The sequence below is a fragment of the Nocardia alni genome (genome assembly GCF_019038435.1).
In the GTDB taxonomy this organism is placed as follows: domain Bacteria; phylum Actinomycetota; class Actinomycetes; order Mycobacteriales; family Mycobacteriaceae; genus Nocardia; species Nocardia alni.
In genome coordinates, this window is record NZ_JAGPOX010000060.1 from 37,822 (window position 1) to 54,724 (window position 16,903).

Sequence of the window (16,903 nt, forward strand, 5' to 3'; positions counted from 1 at the left end):
CGTCGACAACTGAGGGCAGATGCCTTCAATCTCCACTGTGGCACGGGCCACTCGGCCGCACGACGCGACACCGCGAATACGTCGCCGACCGCAGGATTTGCCATGTACGCATGCCTGAGCGCAGCACAGAGGCGCCGCGGCCGGTCGGCTACGGTGAACGCCATGGCAGGGCCGGATCCACAGCACACCACGCGCAACCCTGTCCAGTCCTGCCCGGAGCCGGTGCACCTGACCGTGCTGCACGAGACGATCGAGCGCGCGGTGGACACCGAGGCGATCTTCCTGGCGCTGTACCGCGAGTCGGGGACGGCCTTCTGGCTCGACAGCACGCATGCGGAACCGGGGCTGGACCGGTTCTCCTATCTCGGCGACGCCGCCGGTCCGCTGGCGGAGGTGGTGCGGTACCGGGTGGGCAGCGGGCGGGTCGAGATCGACCGGCACGACGGACCGCATACCGAACCGGGCACCGTATTCGACTACCTGGCAAGTCGTTTGCACCAGAGGCGGATCGAATTCCCCGACGTTCCCTTCGATTTCGCGGGAGGATACGTCGGCTATCTGGGCTACGAGATGAAGGCGGACTGCGGCGCCCCCGCACGCCATCACGCGCCGACGCCCGACGCGCAGTGGATATTCGCCGATCGGTTGATCGTCGTCGACCATGTCGCTGGGCGCACCCATCTGATCGTGCTCTCGGACGCGAAAAACCTTGCGGCAGGGCCTCGGTGGATGGCCGTCGCCCGGGCCGCCCTGGACTCGCTGCCGGCCCGCGGACCGCTCGCCCGGCTCGATTTCCCCGCCGACGAGCATGCGGTGCGGGCCCACCTCACGCGCGGGCGGGAGCGGTATCTGGCCGATATCGCCGAGATCGACGCGCAGTTGCGCGCGGGCGAGACGTACGAGGTCACCCTGACCGATGCCGCTCATGTCGATGCCGACTGCGACGGTCTGGAGGTCTATCGCACGCTGCGCCGTTCGAATCCGGCCCCCTACGCGGCGTTCCTGCGCTTCGGCGAGCTGGAGATCGCCTGCTCGTCGCCGGAACGATTCCTGCGCATCGATCGCGACCGCATGGTGGAATCCAAGCCGATCAAGGGCACCGCGCCACGCGGGAACACCCCGGCCGAGGACGAGTCCCTTTGCCGCGCACTGGAATCGGATCCCAAGACGCGCGCGGAGAATCTGATGATCGTGGACCTGCTGCGCAACGATCTGGGCCGGGTCTGCGAACTGGGCACGGTGCGCGTGCCCGCGCTCATGCGCACCGAGACGTATACGACGATGCACCAGCTGGTGAGCACCATCCGCGGGCGGCTGCGCCCCGACGTGGACGCCGTGGCCTGTCTGCGGGCCTGTTTCCCGGGAGGCTCGATGACCGGCGCGCCGAAACTGCGCACCATGGACATCATCGATGCGTTGGAGACCGAGGCCCGCGGAATCTATTCGGGCACTATCGGATTCCTCGCGCTCGGCGGCGCGGCCGACCTCAATATCGTGATCCGCACCGCGGTCCGCCACGACGGCCGCTGGCGCGTCGGCGCGGGCGGTGCGATCGTCCTGGATTCCGATCCGGAGCAGGAATACCACGAGATGGTTCTGAAGGCCGCTTCCGCCCTGCGGGCGGTCACGCATGTGGCGCGGCAGCAAGCCCCGGCAGGGAGGGCCTGAGGGGACAGAACTCGCGGCCGTATCGTTCCCGCGTGCCGCTGTGCGCACAGCGGCACGCGGGAACGACGAAGCGTGAGCGGGACGGCTGACGAGTCGTCACGGAGCCGTCCCCGCCTCACCGCGCTATCGAATCACCACTGGTGGCAACGCTGGTCGGGGCGTCCCCAGTGGTCGTTCTGGTCATTGTGCCAGTAGCCATGGCGGTCACAGCGCCAGTCGAGCCCGGGAGGGGTACCGGGATCGCGCCAGCCGGGATGGTTGAACCCGCGCCAGCCCGGGTCGCCACGCCAACCCGGAGGCTGGTGGCCCCATCCGGGAGGCGGCATCCACGGTGGCTGCTGATGGACAACACCCGATGATGGACTCGCGGCGGTCGCCGCGGGTGCGGCAGCCACGGTCGGAGCGATCATCAGGGCACTGATGGCGGCGGCGGCGCACAGGCCACCGAAAATCCTCTGCCTCACAGTGTGATCCTCTCGTATCCAATCTCTGCATCGATACCGATGCCGGGCCGAGGCTACCCGGATCGGCCGATCCGGGCTCCCGATTCCGACCGGCAAACCCGACTCCGACCGGTTGGCATGCCGTCTCCGGCTGCGGCGATCGCCGAATCGGCGCCGGACAACGACGAGTTCGGGGACGGGAGGCAACGGGCTCGCAGCATTCGGTGTCGGTGCCGGCTGGCATAGTTCGCACTACGATGACTCACACCGAGGATGGCGCGACGCCGGTACCGACTTCGCTGCTCACCGTGACGCTTTCGTGGCGTTCGGCGCACGCGCTGGACGCTCATGCGCTGCTGCTGGCGGTCGACGACCGTGTCCGGTCGCCGCGCGACGCGGTGTATTTCGGCGCGCCCCGGCATCCCTCCCAGGCGGTGACGCTGGATCAGCGGCCCCAACCGCAGACTGCCCGGCTGGCAGTCTCGCTGCCGCGCACCGAGTCCGACGTGGAGCGCATCGTGCTGTGCGCATCCCTTCGGGAAGACGCGGGCGGGCGGGCGAGGCGAGAAACGCTGCACGACATCGCGGATCTGACGGTCGAAGTCCAGGACGTCGCCGGGCTGGTGGCCCGATGCACTGCCCCTACCCGGGCAGACGACCCTTCGAGGACGGATGCGATCCACCCGGCGGACGACGGTGAGCAGTCCGGGGTACGGGTGACGGCCCTGGCGGAATTCCTCCACAGACAGGACCGCTGGTGGTTTCGCCCTCTCGGGACGACCTGGGCCGAACTCACCGAGATGTTCGCGGATTTCGGCGTCGAGGCACAGGACGCCGGGCACGCGGACAGAGACCGGCTGTCACTGCGGCGCAGTGATTTACGCGATGTCGAGGACGAATGGCGCACGACCGCACCGGCGGATCCCGACCTCGCCGACTGGCATCTGCGGGGAGAGTCACTGCGCTGGTGGAACGGCACGCGCTGGACGGATGAATCCGCACCCCCACCACCAGCGCAGGATGCGCGCGTCTGCCCGCACTGCGGCAGGAGGCGGGGCTGGCGGGTCATCGGTTCCCCCGCGCCGTGCCGGACATGCACCGCCGAGATCGAGGAATATCTGAGCGGCTGGAAGGCCCGGGCCTGGCGGGTGCTGACAGGGTCGGGGCCGCGCGGCGAGGCATGGGCCGAGCTGTGGACCGCGCTGCGCTACCGCCATATCCCTGTCGATACCGGCCGCGCCGCGCTGCGCGGGCCCGGTATGGCGTATGTGGAGCGACTGGCCGCGTTCACCGAGGCCGATGGCGAGCTCACCCAGGAAGACCTGGGCGATTTCGAGGACACCATCACGGCGCTGAGCCTGGCCGGTCCGTTGGTCCAGGAACTGCGCCGGCGCATGCATCGCGCTCGCACGCTGTCCCGGTTGCGCTCCGGGGAGCTACCGCTGGTGCCGGTGGCCGGACTGCATCTGGATCCCGAGGAACGGGTGCATCTGGATGTCGCGGCGACCCGCCTGCGCGTGCTCGCCCGCGGTGAGCATCGGTCCGACGGGCGGCTGATCTGCTCGAACAAGAAGTTGCGGTTCGTCGGGGCGGAGGCCGGCGTCGATATGCCGTGGACGCGTGTGGTTTCCGTCTCCACCGACAACACGGTGGAGGGCCTCGTCGTCCTTTCCACCACCTCGGCGCGCGGCGGAGCCGAGTTCGAGGTCGACGACCCGGATCTGGTGGCCGCGGTCCTGGAGGGCGCGCTGCGCGTCGCCAAGCGGCTGTCCCTGGCTCCGGGCCGCCGCGACAGCCGCACGATCTCGCCGGAGATCAAGGCGCAGGTGTGGCGGCGCGACGGCGGCGCATGCATCGAATGCGGTGCGACCCACTATCTGGAATTCGACCACATCATCCCGCTCAGCCGGGGCGGGGCGACGAGCGCGGGCAATCTGCAGATCCTGTGCCGCTCCTGCAACCGCACCAAGGGATCGCGGATCTGACGCCGACCACTACCGGGGCGGCCCCCATGCCGAGGGCACCGGGAACGGCAGCGGCACCCCGAGCACCGAGCCCTTCAGCGCGCCCAGCACATCGGAGGTCTGATCCTGCGGGCTGCCGTCGGTCTGGGCGGCCACGGTGAAGCCGGGACCGTAGGACGCCGAGGCGACCTGCTGCGGGCCGTAATCGGACCAGCCCCACTTGCTCCCGATCACACCCGGCAGGTGCGCGGTGCCCCAGTTCTGGTGGGTGCCGTCGGCGGCGACCGGAGCGGCCTGAGCCATCCAGCCGAGGATGGGCGAGCCCGGGTCGGTGCGCTGTTTATCGTCCAGGAATGCGGTCAGATCCGCGGCGCTGGTGTACGAACTGCCCCAGTCGACACCGGAGTGGGTCGCGGGCAGGTGGTACTGAGCAGCGGTCGCGTCGATCGAGTTCGGGTACTTGGCGTACAGGACGTCGGCCGCCGAGTCGTCGGAGTAGCGGATCATCCGCTCCCCCAGCTGGCGGTCCTGCGCGGAGCCGTCGCCGTGGTGCAGCGCGTAGTCGACGATGTACAGCTTGACCATCGACAGGCCCGCGCGGGACTGGGTGTCGTTGGGCGTGCCCCACTGCATACCCAGCACATCCACCCGCAACGAGATCGAGGTCCGGCCCGGGACTCCGTTGATCGATGAGTCGATCGGCGCCGTATTCGGCACCGGCGGATCCGCCCACGCCGGCGCGGCGAACAGACAGGCCCCCGTCGCGAAAACCCCCACTACGGCCATGCGACATCCCATGACAACCTCCTCGATCCCTCATGCCTCCGCCGCGCTGCGACATGCGCCGCGCGCCCTGTGTCGACGGATCGCTCGCTCATATGACTCGACAGCTGGTCGGATGCTAGATATTTGCTACGCTACGGCGGCGTGGCAGCTTGACAAAGAGTCGACGCCATACTGTGACCGAATGCACCGATGTGGCGGTCCGGCTGTCACCGCGTGCGAACAAAGGACGAGGTCGTCGACGAGGACGAGCCGTGCGCTCGACCCGTCGTGATCTAGCTTATCGCGGAAGCGCTTGCAGCGGTGACAGTTTCGAGCATCAAGGAAAGACGGCGTGAAGTCGGTGAGCCGCATCGCGTCGACCAGGCAAGATCAACCCGCCAAGGCCGAGGCGGTCGCGGCGGAAATCGCGGCGGTGACAGTTTCGGGCGCCTCCAGCATCACCAGGTGGCCGCATCGAGGCAGCGTGATGGCGCGCACCGGGGCCAGGGTCTCGTTGAGGCGAGCTCCGGCCGCCGGAGACAGGATTCGGTTGTTCGCACCCCAGATGGTGACGATCGGAGGGAATTGCGGGCCCGGGCGGAACTCGTCCAGTTCGGCCAGGCGCGGCAGATCGCGCGCGAGGGCGACGGTGGGCAGTAGGCGCCGCCGGTCGGCCCAGCGCCGATCCAGCCCGGCGAAGATCCCGTCGTCCATCTCACGGCCGCGGGGTCCGAGCTGCTCGCGGACGACCAGGCGCGCGGCTGGGCCGGGCAGGCGCACGGCACCGGCCAGTCCGTCCAGCGACAGATGCCGGGCCGCGCGAGCGGCCCAGCCGGTCGGGGTGGGCCGCAGGGTCGCGGCGGTCAGCGGGCTCGACAGCACCAGCGTGCGCACGCGCCGCGGATTGGCGCGGGCGTACAGCAGCGACAGCGCGCTGCCGAAACAGTGCCCCACCAAGGTGATATCGCGCAGGCCGCGGTCATCCACGAATTCGGAGACAAGTCGCAGATAGTTCGCGACGGTGTATCCCGAGTCGGGAATACCGGATTCGCCGAAACCGAACAGATCCAGGGAGTAGACGCGATGCGTGGCCTGCAAAGCGCGGAACTGCTGCGACCAGATGGTCCGATCACCACCGATGTTGTGCAGAAACAGAATCGGCGCCCCGGAGCCCGCCTGCTCGAACGCGACGGGCACGCCGTGGTAATCGAACACCGGCATCGGGCGCTCTCCTCGTTGAGTGCGTTCTGCATGCCCTTGTGGCTGCATCGCCTGCCCGGACGGAACGATCCTCGATCATCCCTGGATCTGGGCTCTGCCTCCATAGTAACCGGTACTCGGCGTAACACAAGTCGCGGCGGAACGGACCGAACTCCCTGGTCAACGCGCCATTACTGCAAGACTCACAACATCATTGCTGCGACGCTCACGTCATCCCGGTATATCTTCGGCCACTCGCGCCCGCAGCCAGTCCTTCAGCGCGGCCATTCCAGTGTCCCGATCGATCACCGGTCGGTAACCGAAATCGCGGACGGCAGCGGACGTGTCGTAGGTACCGCTGCGGGTCATCACCGCGACCGTGTAGCGCGACAGCGGAGGCGACCAGCGCTCGGCGAGATACGGTATGCGCCGCAGGGTTTCGATGCCCGTGACGATCGCCTCGACCAGGCGGGGATCAGGATGGCGGCGCGGTGGTGCGTAACCGAGATCTGCGATGACCTGCGCGAGAAACTCCCAGACGTTCGTGCGCTCGGCGTCGGCGACGAAATACGCCTTCCCGCCGACGCTTTCCGACCGCGCGGCCAGTACGCAGGCCTCGACGATATTGTCGACATGGCACAGCGAGGCGTAGACGTCGCGGCCGAACGACAGGTCCGGCAGTGTGCCCGCCCGAGCACGGTCCAGCAACCGCACGATCGGCCCGGATCGATCCCCAACGCCCCAGATCGCCCGAGGTCGCAGTGCGCAGGTGGTGAAATCCGCTGTGTCGGCGGCAAGAACCAGCCGTTCGGCGGCGGCCTTGGTCTCGCAGTAGTGGTTGAGGTAGTGGCGTGGGAAAGGCGTCGACTCATCGATGTCGATCTGATCGCCGCCGTCCCGGTCCATCAAGGCGCTGGGGCTGGAGATGAAAACGAACCGTGACGCCCCGCCGTTGCGGGCGGCGCTCACCAATCGCTCGGTCGCCCGGACGTTCTGCGTCCAGAACTGCTGCCGGGTCCCCCGCTCGTCCACCCGTGCGGCACTGTGGAATACGACATCGACACCGGTGGCCGCGCGCTCGAGCGACGATTCGTCGCCCAGATCGCCGGTGATCACCCGCACACGATCGATCACCTCGCGCAGATCGCTCAGATCGCTGCTGGGCCGCACCAGGATCGCGACCTCATCGCCTTCTCGCACGAGGCGGCGCACCAGTGCGCCGCCGAGAAATCCTGACGCCCCCGTGACCAGGCTTCGCATCCTCACACCTCCGTGCGGTGGATACCGGTGCGCCACCAGGTCAATCCGAAGATCTGCGTCATGACCGCGGTACGCACGCGCGAGCGGCTGGCGAGTTCGTCCGCCGCGAGGGCCATGGGGATCTGGGCGGCGTGGCCGACGGTGCTCAGCAGCGCATCGGCCCACCAGACCACCCGCAATATCCGGCTGGAGGGTGCGTGGCCCAGCAGCGCCGCGATCAGCCCGGCCAGCAGATACAGCCAGCCGAGCACCGGGACGGCGCGCAGTACAGCGGTTTTCACCGCATCGACATTCATGACACCTCTTTCGACCGCAGCTGACGAGCGGCCCACGGCGCGAGTTTCTCCCGGCCGATCTTGGCGTTGTGCCGAATATCGACCGGGAATCCGGGATGGAACAGGAATTGCGATATCGGTGTGGTGATATCGAATTCGGCGCGACGGTGCAGCAGTGACGCGTACACGACGGACCGGTCGGCGTGCTGCTCGAGTTCCACGCACAGCACGGGCAGTTGCGCCCCGCGCGGCCCGACACCTACCAGGGCGGTGCGCGCGACGCCGGGCAGAGCGTTGAACACCTGCTCCGCCTGGACGGTGAACATCGGTCCGGACGCGCTGTGCACACACTGAGACTTGCGGCCGCAGAACCAGATTCGCTCCTGCTCGTCGATCCAGGCCAGATCGCCGGTGCGATGCCATACGGTATCCCCGTCGGCGATCTTGCCCGTCGCATTCGCCGATTCCGGCCAGACGTACCGGGTACTGACATTCGGTCCCGCGACCACCAATTCACCGATGCGCAGCACATCGGCGCCCGCAGTCACCGAATCGGCCTCCCGCGCCGGCACATCGGCCCAGGTGGGCAGCGGCTCGTCGGTGATCGGGACGATTCGCGCCCGCACGTGCAGTGCCGTGCGGCCCACGCACACTCCCTCGCCGTGCTGCGCGCGTTCGGTGAGACCCTCCAGAAACTCCCGCGATTCGATGGTCGAGATCGGCAGCGCCTCGGTCGCACCGTATCCGGCATAGACGCGCACGTCCTCGCGCAGCACCTGCCGCAGGCCCGCGACACACCAGTCGGGCACCGGCGCACCGCCGGAATAGATGCTGTGCAGGGTCGCCAGTCGCGCGCCGGACTCGCGGACGTGTTGCAGCAGCGGGATCAGCACGGCGGGTGAGGCGAACATGGTGCGCACACCGAATCTGTTGACCGCGTCCACCACATGGGCCGGATCGGTGGCCCCGACACGGGACGGGATCAACGGCGGCAGTACACATCTCGATCCGAGCAGCAATTCCAGGATGCCCGCCACAGGCGCGGTGATCAGCGAAGTGCCCGGCGCGACGCGTTCGCGGACCGCGTCCACCTGATCGACCATCGCGCCGATATTGCCGTGGGTCAGGACGACGGCCTTGGCCGGTCCGGTACTGCCGGTGGTGTAGGCGATCAGTAGCGGGTCGTCATCCGGCGCCGGCACTCGATTCGACTGCACCGCAACCGGTTCGCGTCCCCAGTCGGCCAACTTGGGCCCCGGCAGGAAACGGGGACCGCCGACCGTCACCGCCAGCCGGACGCGGCGGAACAAGGGGCGCAACAATATCCGCAGCATCTGCGCCTGCGGTACGCCGATGAACGCCTCGGCGTCCACGGCCTGCAGGCAGCGCAGCATCTTTCGCAGGCCCATGCCCGGATCGATCAGCACCGGCACGGCACCGATCTTGAACAGTCCGTACAACACGGCGTACATCTCGGGCCCCGGCGTTACCAGCACGATCGTCCGCGTCCCGCGAGCAACACCTGCGGCGGTGAGCTTTTCGGCGATGACGTCGGTCCAAGCGTCGAGTTCCGCGTAGGTGAGCTGGCGATACTCCGGCAGTCCGGTCGCTGCGCTTCCATCGGGGTAGATCACCGCCGCTCGGTCAGGATGGTCGGCAACAATTCCGCTGAATCGATCGAGTGCACGCCAGTAGGCGACAGCAGTCATATTGTCCCCTCATATATTCTTGCATCCGGTCGGGAACAGCAGACGATGGAATTCCGTTCCGTGGAATAGTTGACTCTGCTCACAATTGAATACAGCATACTTCTCCCAGACATAGGTGAAGGTACGCGAGAAACGGTGAATCCGACGCTACCACTTTACACCCCCCGCCGCTACCGCATGCACTGGTCGGAATCCTTTCAGCGCAGTAACTTATATGTGTCAGAAGGTAACGACAATGGCTCGACCCCACCCCCTACAGACCCCCCTACTCGAATATTCACAGCATGGCAGCCAAGGGCATTTACCCAGGTAGGCAAGGCCCTGATCCGGCAATACACCCTCGAGGTGTCCACTCCCGAGGCAGCCATCGCGGCCCTACGTAACGCGATGCACCTGGTAATGTCCACCTCGGCATTGGTGCTACTGGATAACGACGGCGCCCCGGCATTCGATCATTCAGCCGATTAACACGCCGCACCAGAATTCGACCACACCCGAAAACAATCCAGAGGGTAGGGGGCCATGCGTACACGTTTCGAATCGCTCGGTGCATACACACCCAGAACCGTTCGCTCCACCGAAGAGCTGATCGCCGGACTGGCGATGCCTAGATCCCTGGACCTGGAACGCATCACCGGGATCAAGAATCGCCACGTCCATAATTCCGATCCGGACAATTACGAATCGTCGTTCGTGCTGGCGCTGCGGGCGATCGAGGATTGCCTGCACCATTCGGACTACACCGCGGACGACATCGACGTGGTGATCTCGGTATCCATCACCCGCTTCCGCGGGCCCGATCTGTTCTGTTACGCACCGGCTTTCGCGCTGATGTTGCGCAATGCGATCGGCAACACCCACGCCCTGCATTTCGACCTGTCCAACGCCTGCGCCGGGATGATGACCGGAGTCATGGTGCTGGACCGCATGATCAAGGCCGGGGTCGTGCGCAACGGCCTGGTGGTCAGCGGCGAGCAGATCACCCCCATCGCCGATACCGCGATGCGCGAGATCGACAAACCCTACGATCCGCAGTTCGCCGCGCTCACCGTCGGCGACGCGGCCGTCGCGGTCATGGTCGACGACCGCGGCGACGACAACGACGAAATCCACTACGTCGAGCTCACCACGACCGCCTACGGCGCGGAATTCTGCCTCGGCATGCCGAGCGATAAGTCCAAGGGCATCGCGATGTACACCGACAACCGCCAGCTGGCCAGCGAACACCGCTACGCACAGGCCCTGTCGCGGATGTCGGACTTCTTCACCGAGACCGGACGCAGCTGGGAGAGCGAGAAATACGACTACTGGATCCACCATCAGTTCAGCGGCCCGGCCATCGAGCACATCTGCCGCTTGGCCGAGCAGCATTTCGGCACCCCGATGCCGCAGCTGCTCAACGTGCTCGAAGAATTCGGCAACACGGCCTCCACCTCGCACTTCCTCGTGCTGCACGAACACCTTGCCCGCAAGCGGATTCCGCGCGGGTCCAAGGTGCTGCTGATTCCGGAGGCGTCCGGCATCGTCTCGGGTCACCTGGCCGCGACCATCTCCCGATTGGAGGCCTGAGATGACCACAGCATCGCGCAGTGATTCGGTGACCGGTGATGACCGGGCGACGGGTGGGCGTACGGCGATCGTTTCCGCGGCCGTCTGTACCGACGCGGACACCGGAAGCTATTTCGAGCTGGCCGCCCGTGCCGGCCGAGCCTGTCTGGAGCGGGCCGGGGTGTTACCCGATCAGATCGGAACAATGGTCAACACCGGTGTCTTCCGCGACAGCAACGTCTCCGAACCGGCCGTCGCCGCACTGATCCAGAAGCGGCTCGAGATCGGCCTGGAGTACCGGACCGGGCGAGTTCCGACCTTCTCCTTCGATCTCATGAACGGCGGCACCGGACTCGTGCACGCGCTGATGGTCGCGCAAACGTTCCTGGCGCCGGGGAATTCCGAGTACGCGCTGATCGTCGCGGGCGACACCCACCCCTCCACCGAGCGGGTCGTGGACGAATTCCCCTACCGCGCGGGCGGCGCGGCACTGTTGCTGCACCATTCACCCGCCGCAGGAGGATTCGGGCGGTTGCACACCACCGAGCGACCCGGCGCCGCGGAACCGACCGCGTGGGCGGACCTCAGCGCGGCCGGAGCCAACGGTCGCTCGGCGCTGACGGTACGCGCGGGCGACGGCGACCCGCTCGCGGACGCCGTGCGGGTGGTGCGCGCATGCCTTGACTACGAGGGCCTGAGCCCGGGCGACTTCGCCACCGGGCGGGCGATATTGCTCGCGCCCGCGCCGCGCCCCGGATTCCGCGAGCAGCTGGCATACCGGCTCGGCCTGCCGTCCACGGCCGTCGCCGGGGTGTCCCCGGACAGTGGGGACCCCTATACCGCCGCTCCCGTGCACGCCTACCTCGGTGCACAGGAGGCGGGTCTGCTCACCACCGCACGCAGTGTCGTATTCCTGGCCGCCGACGAGAGCTCCGCGGCGTGCCTGGCATATTGGCCGCAACCGGTGGATCTGGTCGGTGTCGGCGCCGATATGCAAACCAAACACGTTGACGTGTAGCATATTTCACACACGAGACGGCCGCCGGGGGCGTCGGACCTCCCGGCGGTCGTCTCGATGAGTTGTGCACCGGCTGAATTCCCGTGCGCCGCAGGCGCCTTGCTGCAACGATGCCGCTCCCCCACACGCTGCTCTCGCGTGGCCCCTCAGTCGGGCACACCCGATCAACGAAGGGATCCACTATGCAGCGTTCGGTCGCTCGGGACCGAGACCTCACACCGATCGTCACCGATACGCCGGGCGCGCGTCCCGTACGCGCCCGGCATTCGGACGACGACAGCTTGAAAATCCTGCTGCGCAGCGCAGACCCGGCACGTCTGCGGGCGGCTCGCGCGGTCGCGGTGCTGGACATCGTCACCTCCACCGAGGAGATCCCCGCCATGGACACCGTCGCACCCGTGGGGCCGGGCAGTTCCGTGAGCATCGCCATGGACGCCACCGACACCGCGACCGTCGAACTCGTCGCAGCCCTGTCCGATGCCGACCCCGACGAGATGCGCGGCACGCTGCATCAGCTCGCCGAGGCCGGCTTGCTCGAGCAGGCGCGCTTCGCACATCCCGCGATCGCCGCGCACGTCCTGCGCGATCTGCCCGTCGCCGAACTTCGCGACCTCCATCGCAGGGCTGCGGAGTTGCTGCACCGGAACGGATTCCCCGCCGCGGCCACGGCACTGCATCTTGCCCGGGCAGGCGCCGTCCGCGGCTCGTGGGCCGCTCAGGTACTCGTCACGGCCGCCGATCAGTCGCTTGACGACGACGAACTCAGCTGTGCCGCACAGCGATTGGAACTCGCCTATCGCGCAAGCCGACGGGCGGAGGACCGCGCGTCGATCACGATGCGACTGGTCGGGCTGGAGTGGCGCACCGATCCCTCCCCGCGGACGAAGAATTTCGCCCGCCTGAAATCCGCTCTCTACAGCGGGCGGGTGCCGCAGGCCGAACTCCCCCAGGCGATTCTGCGCATGTTGTGGCACGGGTACACCCAGCAGGTCGATCATGCGCTCACCCGGTTGGCCTACCAGCCGCCGCTGTCGGACGCGGCCGCACGCAACGAATTCCTGTGTGCCTGGCTGCGATACATGCATCCGATACATGCCGATCGACACCGCAGGCTGTTCGTCGGACATCCCCGGGCCGGGGAGGTCGCCACCGGTGGCGCCGAGTCCGGTCGAGGACGCACGGTGACCAGGTCGACAAGCGACGGAGGAGCCGCCTGCACCGCCTCGGCCGCCGACGCCGAACCGCCGCGGTATCCGCCCGATCCGCCGACCTTCGGCACGTCATCCACCAGCCCCGGCCCGCTGAGCACCGACCTGCTGACCGCGCTGTCGGTGCAGCATCCGCCCGCGCGTCTCGTCGGCCTGGCACAGCGCAATCTGGCCGCACACCGCCTGGATTCGAGCACGCTCGAGGCCCTGGTGGTGGCCGTGGACTGCCTGATCCAGCTGGATCGGCTCGACACCGCCGACGCCTGGTGCGTGTCGCTGCTGGCCGAGGCACAGGCCCGGCACGCACCGACCTGGCGGTCCATTTTCGCGGGGCTGCGCGCGGAGACACTGCTGCGCAAGGGAAATCTGACCGCCGCCGCCGACAATGCCGCCATGGCACTGAATCTCGTCCCGGCCGAGCACCTGGGCGTCTGGGCCGGGCGGCCGATCGCGGTGCTGGTGCGCGCGCTCACCGCACAGGGCCGGCATGCCGAGGCGGCCGCACAGCTGCGCCGGCCGGTGCCGCGGGCGATGTTCGAATCCCGTTTCGCGCTACCGTACCTGCACGCCTACGGGCACCATTGCCTGGCCATCGGGCAACCGGAGTCCGCGCTGCGCTACTTCCGGCGCTGCGGCGAGTTGATGCGGCAGTGGAATATGGACTTCGGCTGGCTGGTGCCCTGGCGCAACGACGTGGCGGCAGCGTATCTGAGTGCGGGCGAGCCGCGCCGGGCACAGGCGTTCGCCACCATGCATCTCAAGCTGATCGGCGGGCCCGACCGGCATCGCACCGGCGCCGTATCGCTGCGGCTGCTCGCCGCCGCAGGGGATCCGCACCGCCGCGTGCCACTGCTGCGCCACGCGGTGGCCGTCGCACGCGCCGGCGGCGACAGCCTCGAATTGTCCACGGCCCTGGCGGAATTGGGCCGCGCACACCGCTCGGTCGGCGACGTCGACAAGGCTCGCCCGCTGCTGCGGGAGGCCGCTCGTCTGGCCACGTTGTGCGGAGCCGACAGCTCGGCCGGCTGTGCGGCACGCGGCGAACGCCCCGTCGCGAAGAACGTGGCGCGCGAACCCCTCCCAGGGGTCTGTCTGACGCCGACCGGCGTCGACACACTCAGCCCGGCCGAACGCCGGGTCGCGGAACTGGCCGCGCTCGGCCAGCGCAACCGCGAGATCGCCGACACCCTGCACATCACCCCCAGCACGGTGGAGCAACATCTGACCCGGGTGTACCGCAAACTCTCGGTCGCCCGGCGCGGCGAACTGCGTTTCGTCCTGGCCGCGCACCTGCCCGACGCGGAATCCGCAGCAGGGTAACCCGTTCGGCCCGGCCGGATCGGGTATCCGCCGAGGTCACGGCATACGAATCTGGCTCACCACAATATCTTCGGGCAACGGGTAGACCCGGTTGTCACATACCGGGGAGCGGCGGGTCGCTCCCCGGCGTGGCGCTGGCGACTCGGGAAGCACCCGCTCAGCACTTCACCCGAAACCCGGCAAACCGGTCTCTTGCAGGGCCGCGCGGCGTTACTCTGTCATGAGCGTTGCACCACGGTGGTCCTCGCCGGAGTGCGACGTCGGCCAAGCGAGCCACTCCTGCAAAGGAATTCAGAATGACCGTCAGCGACGATCGCACCGTTCAATCCACTCCCGCCGCGCCCACAATCGCCGACCCGGCCCCGTTGGGCCTGGGCGCATTCGCCCTGACCACCTTCCTGTTATCGGTGGTCAACGCCGGCTGGGCCGGTTCCTCCACCGGCAACGCCTGGCTGGGCTACGCCTTCGCATACGGCGGCCTATGCCAGCTCCTAGCAGGCATGTGGGAGTTCAAGAACAAGAACGTCTTCGGCGCGACCGCGTTCTCCACCTACGGCGGCTTCTGGATCGGCCTCGGCCTATGGGCCCGCCTGGTCGCCCCCCACGCCACCGGCCACCAGAGCTCCTACGACCTAGGCTGGATCCTGCTGGCCTTCGCCATCTTCAACACCTACATGATGATCCTGGCCCTCCAGGTCAACATAGCCGTCTTCGGCGTCTTCCTAACCCTGGAACTCACCGAAATCTTCCTGTTCATCGGCAACTTCTCCACCAGCGACACCGTAGTCAAAATCGGCGGCTACATCGGCATAATCACCGCCCTGGTCGCCTGGTACGCCTCCGCCGCCAACGTAGCCAACGGCATCGGCGGCAAGATCCGCCTTCCCGTCGGCGCGCCGTTGGTCGCGTAAGCCCGCAAGTCCACAAAGGCGACTCGGCTCCCGATGGATTCCATCGGGAGCCGAGTCGTCTTCGCCATTCCCCTCGAGAATCGCCGACGACCTCGATGTGCTGCTGGAATTCCTCGCGTCTCCGGACCAAGGTCACCAAGGGGCCGGGCTCTCATGCGGCCGGAATTACCATGGCCGACAAGCTGATCGAAACGACCCATCCATCGGATTGACAGTATCTCCGGCGAGCCCGACCCGTAGGAATACTCGACCGGTGGCCACTGTTGGCGATCATGAACCGAGAGGAGTAGCCGCATGCGTGCACTGGTGGTGGACCCATCCGCGCCCGAGGCCGTGCGTCTCACCGAAATCGCCGAGCCGGTCGCTACTGGTGATGAGGTGCTGGTCGAAGTGCGGCAGGCCGCGCTGAACTACGGGGACCTCAACGATGCCCGGTCCGGACGTGTCCCTCCTGGGGCGGTGCTCGGTTCCGATGTCGCCGGGGTCGTGCTGCGGTCGGGACCCACCGGCCCGCCACCCGGCACCCGGGTAGTGGCATTGGCACAAGGGGCGTTCGCCGAGCAGGTCGTCGTCGACCTCGGCGCACTGGCCGAGGTCCCCGCAACGGTGGGCCTCGTACAAGCAGCGGCACTCCCGGTGGCCGGCGTGGCCGCGTTGCGGTCGCTACGCGCGAGCGGTGCAGTGCTCGGCCGACGTGTGTTGATCACCGGCGCGTCCGGCGGGGTCGGCCGCTTCGCCGTACGGCTGGCCTCGATGGCCGGAGCGCACGTGATCGCCTCGGTTGGGCAGGTCGAGCGCGGCATAGGTCTGGAAGAGCTGGGCGCGGACAAGGTCGTAGTCGGCCTCAACGGCATCGACGCGCCTGTCGACGTGGTGCTCGACAGCGTCGGGGGCCCGCAACTGGTCGCGGCCTGGCAACTGCTCGCTCCCGATGGCAGCCTACAGAGCATCGGATGGACCTCGGGTGAGCCCGCGGTGTTCCCGCCGTACTCCACCATCGGCCCGCCGAAATCGCTGACGTCATTCGTCATCCAGGGCTCAGTGGCCGCCGAGTTGGCCGACCTCGTACACCTCGTCGAGTCCGGTGCCCTGCCTGTGGAAATCGGGTGGCACGGGCCACTGCAGCGGTTCGCCGACGGTGCCACCGCGCTACGCGACCGCCGAGTAAACGGCAAGGCCATCCTCGACGTGGCAGACCAGCCATCGGCTTCGTAGCGCCGCAACACTCTTCACCGATCACGGCCGGAGGCGGCCTGCGCGCACCGGGCCGCCAAGGGCGGTTCACGCTACAACACAGAAGCTCGCCGAAACTCAGCCCATCCACAGATCTTGACAATATCTCCGATGCGGTCCCGGGTGATGTCGGGTCCGGACGTCGAAAGATTCTCCGTCCCAAGGAAGTTGGTGAAGTACCCAATGCGCTGCAGGTAACCATCGATCGTCCGCTGACTACGGTTCTTCCGGTGTTACTCGCTGGTGAAGTCCTTAGTGGTCCCGCCCGCAAGTTCTTCGGGGGTTCACGCGGCTGCCGGTGATGCGGCAGTCTGGTGAGTGCGGTCGGTGGGCTGTTGGGAGTGCTCTTTCTGTTCGTGCCGCTCGATCCGGGCCAGTAGG

General features: G+C 67.6%; 12 protein-coding genes. 7 read left to right on the top strand and 5 right to left on the bottom strand.

The window, feature by feature from the left end; genetic code table 11:
* Positions 1-162: 162 nt before the first annotated feature.
* Positions 163-1,668, top strand: coding sequence for an aminodeoxychorismate synthase component I (pabB, locus tag JZ791_RS22620; RefSeq protein WP_254206125.1), 1,506 nt, complete (start codon positions 163-165; stop codon positions 1,666-1,668).
* A 700-nt stretch (positions 1,669-2,368) separates the two neighbouring features.
* On the top strand, positions 2,369-4,096 hold the full coding sequence (locus JZ791_RS22625) for an HNH endonuclease (RefSeq protein ID WP_216897190.1): 1,728 nt from the start codon (positions 2,369-2,371) through the stop codon (positions 4,094-4,096).
* Between the two features lie 9 nt (positions 4,097-4,105).
* Here JZ791_RS22625 and JZ791_RS22630 read toward each other — a convergent pair whose 3' ends face one another.
* From JZ791_RS22630 to JZ791_RS22650, 5 genes are all read right to left on the bottom strand, one after another.
* Positions 4,106-4,873: a serine hydrolase gene (locus tag JZ791_RS22630; protein ID WP_254206126.1), complete on the bottom strand. Its 768-nt coding sequence runs from the start codon at positions 4,871-4,873 to the stop codon at positions 4,106-4,108.
* Between the two features lie 357 nt (positions 4,874-5,230).
* Complete coding sequence (locus tag JZ791_RS22635) at positions 5,231-6,061, bottom strand: alpha/beta fold hydrolase (RefSeq protein ID WP_216897191.1); 831 nt, start codon at positions 6,059-6,061, stop codon at positions 5,231-5,233.
* Positions 6,062-6,271: 210 nt separating this feature from the next.
* A complete protein-coding gene (locus JZ791_RS22640) occupies positions 6,272-7,300 on the bottom strand; it encodes an NAD-dependent epimerase/dehydratase family protein (protein WP_216897192.1) in 1,029 nt (342 codons plus the stop codon).
* 2 nt (positions 7,301-7,302) lie between these two features.
* Positions 7,303-7,596, bottom strand: coding sequence for a hypothetical protein (locus JZ791_RS22645; RefSeq protein WP_216897193.1), 294 nt, complete (start codon positions 7,594-7,596; stop codon positions 7,303-7,305).
* Positions 7,593-9,284, bottom strand: a complete 1,692-nt coding sequence (locus JZ791_RS22650; RefSeq protein ID WP_216897194.1) for a fatty acid CoA ligase family protein — start codon at positions 9,282-9,284, stop codon at positions 7,593-7,595. The genes JZ791_RS22645 and JZ791_RS22650 overlap by 4 nt, the downstream gene beginning before the upstream one ends.
* A 522-nt stretch (positions 9,285-9,806) precedes the next feature.
* Between JZ791_RS22650 and JZ791_RS22655 the strand changes: the two genes are divergently transcribed.
* The 5 genes from JZ791_RS22655 to JZ791_RS22675 all read left to right on the top strand — a co-directional run bounded on the left by JZ791_RS22655 (position 9,807) and on the right by JZ791_RS22675 (position 16,504).
* Positions 9,807-10,853 (top strand): 3-oxoacyl-ACP synthase III family protein, encoded by a 1,047-nt coding sequence (locus JZ791_RS22655; protein ID WP_216897195.1) that lies wholly within the window; start codon positions 9,807-9,809, stop codon positions 10,851-10,853.
* Between the two features lies 1 nt (position 10,854).
* Positions 10,855-11,850, top strand: a complete 996-nt coding sequence (locus JZ791_RS22660) for a beta-ketoacyl-[acyl-carrier-protein] synthase family protein (RefSeq protein ID WP_216897196.1) — start codon at positions 10,855-10,857, stop codon at positions 11,848-11,850.
* A 182-nt stretch (positions 11,851-12,032) separates the two neighbouring features.
* Positions 12,033-14,378, top strand: coding sequence for a LuxR family transcriptional regulator (locus JZ791_RS22665; RefSeq protein ID WP_216897197.1), 2,346 nt, complete (start codon positions 12,033-12,035; stop codon positions 14,376-14,378).
* Positions 14,379-14,674: 296 nt separating this feature from the next.
* The gene (locus tag JZ791_RS22670) at positions 14,675-15,289 is read left to right on the top strand and encodes an acetate uptake transporter (protein WP_216897198.1); all 615 of its coding nucleotides are present in this window, start codon (positions 14,675-14,677) and stop codon (positions 15,287-15,289) included.
* Between the two features lie 294 nt (positions 15,290-15,583).
* Positions 15,584-16,504 (top strand): zinc-binding dehydrogenase, encoded by a 921-nt coding sequence (locus tag JZ791_RS22675; RefSeq protein ID WP_216897199.1) that lies wholly within the window; start codon positions 15,584-15,586, stop codon positions 16,502-16,504.
* Positions 16,505-16,903 lie beyond the last annotated feature (399 nt).